Here is a 5,039-nt window from a genome sequence, read left to right as displayed (position 1 = left end):
TAGCAGTGCTGCCTTTTAGAGATAGAGCGCTAAAAGGTTAGACACCCACCCAAACCATCCTCTTGTTCAGTATATTCAACAAGAGAAATACCTCAGTATCTTAATCACTATTTTGAGATTGAGCTCCCTTATGCCAAGCCCTAGAAAGTCATTAATCTGTTTACAGAACACGCCCTACTATCACTGCGTATCTCGGTGTGTAAGACGAGCATTTTTGTGTGGAGATGACCATTACACTGGGAAAAGTTACGAGCATCGACGTCAATGGGTTGAAGACCGGCTCATAGCATTAACGAACGTATTTTCAATTGATGTATGTGCCTATGCGGTAATGAGTAACCATACCCACTTGGTATTACATGTAGATAGAAACGAAGCCTTGTCGTGGACCACCGAGGAAGTATTAAGGCGTTGGCATTCTCTGCATAAGGGCACTGTGTTAACCCAGCAATATATGCAGCCTACACAGCGGGCATCACTTACAGAAGCTCAGATAACCACTATCATATCGACAGCAAATGTTTATAGACAACGGTTGTACGATATCAGTTGGTTTATGAGGTTGCTTAATGAGTTTATTGCTCGTGAAGCTAACAAGGAGGATGAGTGCACGGGGCGTTTTTGGGAAGGAAGGTTTAAATCTCAGGCTCTACTTGATGAAGCCGCATTGGCAGCGTGCATGGCTTATGTAGATTTAAATCCGCTACGTGCGGGTATCTCAAAGGCGCCAGAAAAATCTGAATTCACAAGCATTAAACATCGAATAGAGGCAGCACAATTTGGCCTCCAACCAGCGTTCCTTAAGCCTCTGGTGGGAAGTTCGTCACACGGCTTGAAAGGGTTGCCGTTTAATTTAGCTGATTATTTAACTTTGGTCGATGAAACTGCCAGGCAAATTAGTGCAGGTAAATCAGGCTACGTACTCCACAATGTCTCCCCAATTTTACAGCGTACCGGCTTGTCGCAAACAAATTGGAATAGTATGGTCGTTGGGATTGAAGCTATCTTTTCAAACTCTATTGGCCTATCGATTGCCCAACGTAAGCTAGCTCTTTCTAAAACTGGGTGATATCACACAGTTAAATCAAATTCGATAAAATAATGCGCGGCTAGGTGCACCCAAACCATATTTACCATCAGTTTTCTCTTGGTGCATGCCACACCTAGAACCTTTAGTGCTAGGTGAATATTCGCGACACCATTTTGTCTCACTAATGTTTGTTATCCGTCCTGGAAATCATAGTTCATCTGTCTCATAGCTCTAAAACTATGTTTGAAACTGTGGGTGTCTTAACATTATCTTCGATTTTTTATACCTCAATCCTTTACCCCCAAAGCATACTGGTAAATAATCTTAAGATACTGGTCGGGCTAGTTTATGGCTGTCCGAATAAAAATTATAACGAGAATAACCATGACCAACGCATACCCTCACTTACTTGAGCCCCTAGATCTCGGCTTCACCACGTTAAAAAACCGTACTTTAATGGGCTCTATGCACTTAGGCCTTGAAGAAGAAAAAGGCGGATTCGATAAGCTTGCAGCCTTTTACGCAGAACGAGCAAAAGGGGGTGTGGCACTTATCGTAACAGGGGGAATTAGCCCCAACATTTCTGGCTGGGTTGCCCCTTTCGCTGGCAGAATGACAGCCAAACGTCACGCAAAAAAGCACAGAGTAATTACTGAAGCCGTGCATGCTGAAGGCGGTAAAATTTGTATGCAAATTTTGCACTCTGGTCGTTACGGCTATCACCCTCTTGCCGTATCGGCTTCCCCTGTTAAGTCTCCAATTACGCCGTTTAAACCTCGCGCCTTATCTTCAAAAGCTGTGACATCCACAATTAAAGACTACGTTAGTTGTGCCGCTCTTGCGAAAGAAGCTGGTTACGATGGCGTAGAGGTGATGGGATCTGAAGGTTATTTAATTAACCAGTTCTTGGTAAAGCGTACTAATCATCGTGATGACGAATGGGGTGGGTGTCTAGAAAACAGGGTAAAAATAGCGGTCGATATCGTAAAAGGTATTCGTGAAAAGGTGGGCACTGACTTCATCATTATTTACCGCCTGTCGATGCTCGATTTGGTTGAAGGTGGCGCTAAATGGGATGAAGTTGTCTATCTTGCCAAAGCGATTGAAAAAGCTGGTGCTACACTTATTAATACCGGCATCGGTTGGCATGAAGCACGTGTTCCAACTATTTCGACTTCGGTGCCGCGCGCAGCCTTCACGTGGATAACACAGCGGATGAAAAAGGAAGTATCACTGCCGCTTGTTACAACAAACAGAATTAATACGCCTGAAGTGGCCGAAGGCGTTTTAGCCGATGGCCATGCAGACATGGTATCAATGGCAAGACCATTTTTAGCCGATTCACAGTTTGTAGCCAAAGCGATGCGCAATGAATCTCAACTAATTAACACCTGTATTGCGTGTAATCAAGCGTGCTTAGACCATGCATTTGAACAAAAACGTGCTAGCTGTTTAGTTAATCCGCAAGCCTGCTACGAAACAGAACTGACCTTTACTCCAGTAACACATAGTAAACGTATTGCAGTGGTTGGAGCTGGCCCTGCTGGGCTTGCATTTGCTATGTATGCTGCAGATAGAGGCCATCAAGTCATCTTGTTCGACAAAGCAAGTGAGCTTGGTGGGCAGTTCAACTACGCAAAACAAGTACCAGGCAAAGAAGAGTTTTATGAAACTATTCGCTACTTCAGCAATCAACTTGAACGGACTGGGGTTACCGTAACCCTTAATACCGATGTTACCTGTGAATTTCTTACTGAAAGCGGTTTTGATGAGGTGGTATTGGCTACTGGTATCAACCCTAGAAGCCTAACTATCGAAGGTGCTGACCATTCTAAAGTCATGAGTTATATAGATGTGCTACGCGACCACAAGGCTGTGGGGCAAAAAGTCGCTATTATTGGAGCGGGCGGCATCGGTTTCGATGTGGCCGAGTATTTAGTTGAAGACGAAGACCTATCGCTCAATACTGATAAGTGGCTGTCTCATTGGGGGATTGATAAAAACTATACCAATGAAGGCGCGCTCACCGAGAAATCTTATACTCCTTCAAGCCGAGAAGTATTCTTACTTCAACGTAAGACATCCAAAGTTGGCAAGGGCTTGGGTAAAACAACAGGTTGGATCCACCGACAATCCTTGAAGCTGCATAATGTGCAAATGGTGAATGGTGTAAGTTACGAGAAGGTTGATGATGAAGGTTTACATGTTCTAATAAATGATAAACCGAAATGCTTAGCCGTAGACAACGTTATCGTGTGTGCAGGACAAGAACCGTTTAAGCCTTTGCAAGCACCGCTGGAGGCTGCCGGTGTGAGTGTCCACATTATTGGTGGTGCAGATGTAGCCGCTGAACTTGATGCGAAGCGTGCTATTCGCCAAGGTGCAGAGTTAGCCGCTAAAATTTAAAGTTGATTGCACTTAAAGGTGGGTGTCTCAGTTTAGTTTTATAAAAAGATGGGAAGCTAATTAGCTTCCCTTCCTTATATTTCTTATATATCTACTAGAACTGATCGAACATAATCGTATTACCGTCTGGATCTTTTACTACGCAATGCCCTGGCCCTTCATCGCCTTTGACTGGCACATCTATTTCAATGCCTTTATCCTTCAAGCGCTGCTCAAGTTCACGCACATCAGTGGGATTGAAGGTTAAAATATTGCCCTCAAACATACCCTCGAACAAACCAATCATGGTTTGCCCACTTTTCATGATAACCCATTTCTCTTCTACCGAACCGCACGACGGCATGGCCTCAAAGCCAAGCGTTTCATAAAACGCTTTCGAGATGGCAATATCACTGACCGCTAAACTTAACGAAAAAAGCCCAGGTTGCACTGTGTTCTCCTAAGAATCTAACAGAATGAATTACATACTGTAGATAAGTGCACAAGCAAGATCACTGTATTTGGTCGCAAAACGTTCAATTATTCCGCTAAGTTAGTGTTGCCACTCTTTTGCTAGCACAACCGCTTCGCCGCCTTCTACTTTCACTTCTTTACGCGACTCTTTGCCTTGACTGTCCACCGCATAAAACTCATAAACGGTTATTCCCGTGCCATGCTGAATACTTTCAATAATGCGCTTTGCTTCGAAATCAGGTGAAGATTGTTTTAATGCCCCACTAACATTTTCAGGCAGCTGAGACCAGACTAAGTCTCTTTGTACCTCTACTACTTTCCATTCGTCAGCCACTTGTAGCATATCGAACTCAATTTCTCTGCCATCGGCCAATACGCCTTCAACATCAAGATAAGTCTTGCCATGTTTCAGTTCTTTTTCTACTTCATTTACTGTGAAAGATGGCTCAATGGCTTTGATAGCAGTTAACGCATTATCTGGAATATCACTAATACTCATACCAACTTTTTCGTTTAACGTGGCACCAATTTTAGTTTGTTCGCCATGATTAGCTTTTGGCGCAACGCTTTCCCCCACTTCTAAACGCGTGAACGTCACACTGGCGTAATCGCCATTTGCCTTATCTTCTTCCCAGTTGCCTGTTCCTAAACACGCCGGATACCAGAAACCAGGGTCATCTTTAGTACTACATTGGTTATAAGCACCAGCTTTAAAGTAATTCCAATCTAACGTGTAGCCGTATGGATGGTCGTGCTTATCAAGTTTACCGTTAGCGTCTACGGCATTCGCGAGGTTGATTTTATATTCAACGGTTTCATGTCCATCAGCTTCGAAAGTTAAATACATCACATCACCGTGAACATTTACTACGTAACTCAGAGCTTCACCTAAGGCTAATCCTGCTTCACCAGGATCTTCAGGATTTGTCCATAAGTTACCCCACACTGGATAAGCAATATCTCTTCGATTAGCGTCATCTTTGGGAAGGTTTCTTTCATAGGTCCAAAATACCGAGCCCTTGTCGTGATTCGGCCATTTCTTGTAATAAATCTTAAGCGGTTCGTTCCCCCATCCAAAACCTTTTACCTTTTTCTCCCATTTACTGGCATGTATTTGACCGATAACCACTGAATAGGCTGGTGCTTTTTC

Annotated in this window: 3 protein-coding genes and 1 pseudogene; 2 read left to right on the top strand and 2 right to left on the bottom strand. The window is 43.6% G+C overall.

The genetic code is table 11. The annotated features are described in order from the left end of the window. Positions 1-130 precede the first annotated feature (130 nt). Together AAC006_RS21070 and AAC006_RS21065 are read left to right on the top strand one after the other, a co-directional pair. A complete protein-coding gene (locus AAC006_RS21070) occupies positions 131-1,069 on the top strand; it encodes a transposase (protein WP_041452469.1) in 939 nt (312 codons plus the stop codon). Positions 1,070-1,414: 345 nt separating this feature from the next. Next, entirely contained in the window at positions 1,415-3,436 is a 2,022-nt protein-coding gene (locus AAC006_RS21065; RefSeq protein WP_126873796.1) for an NADPH-dependent 2,4-dienoyl-CoA reductase, read from the top strand. 94 nt (positions 3,437-3,530) lie between these two features. On the opposite strand, the gene AAC006_RS21060 is transcribed toward AAC006_RS21065, so the two are convergent. Together AAC006_RS21060 and AAC006_RS21055 are read right to left on the bottom strand one after the other, a co-directional pair. Next, positions 3,531-3,866, bottom strand: a complete 336-nt coding sequence (locus tag AAC006_RS21060) for a VOC family protein (RefSeq protein ID WP_013782897.1) — start codon at positions 3,864-3,866, stop codon at positions 3,531-3,533. Between the two features lie 597 nt (positions 3,867-4,463). Beyond that, positions 4,464-5,039, bottom strand: a pseudogene (locus AAC006_RS21055) (polysaccharide lyase family 7 protein); the annotation flags it as partial.

Origin of the sequence: uncultured Alteromonas sp., from assembly GCF_963976965.1 — a bacterium.
In the GTDB taxonomy this organism is placed as follows: Bacteria; Pseudomonadota; Gammaproteobacteria; order Enterobacterales; family Alteromonadaceae; genus Alteromonas; species Alteromonas naphthalenivorans.
Note: the sequence above shows the minus strand (reverse complement) of the source record. Positions and strands in the feature narration are given on the sequence as shown.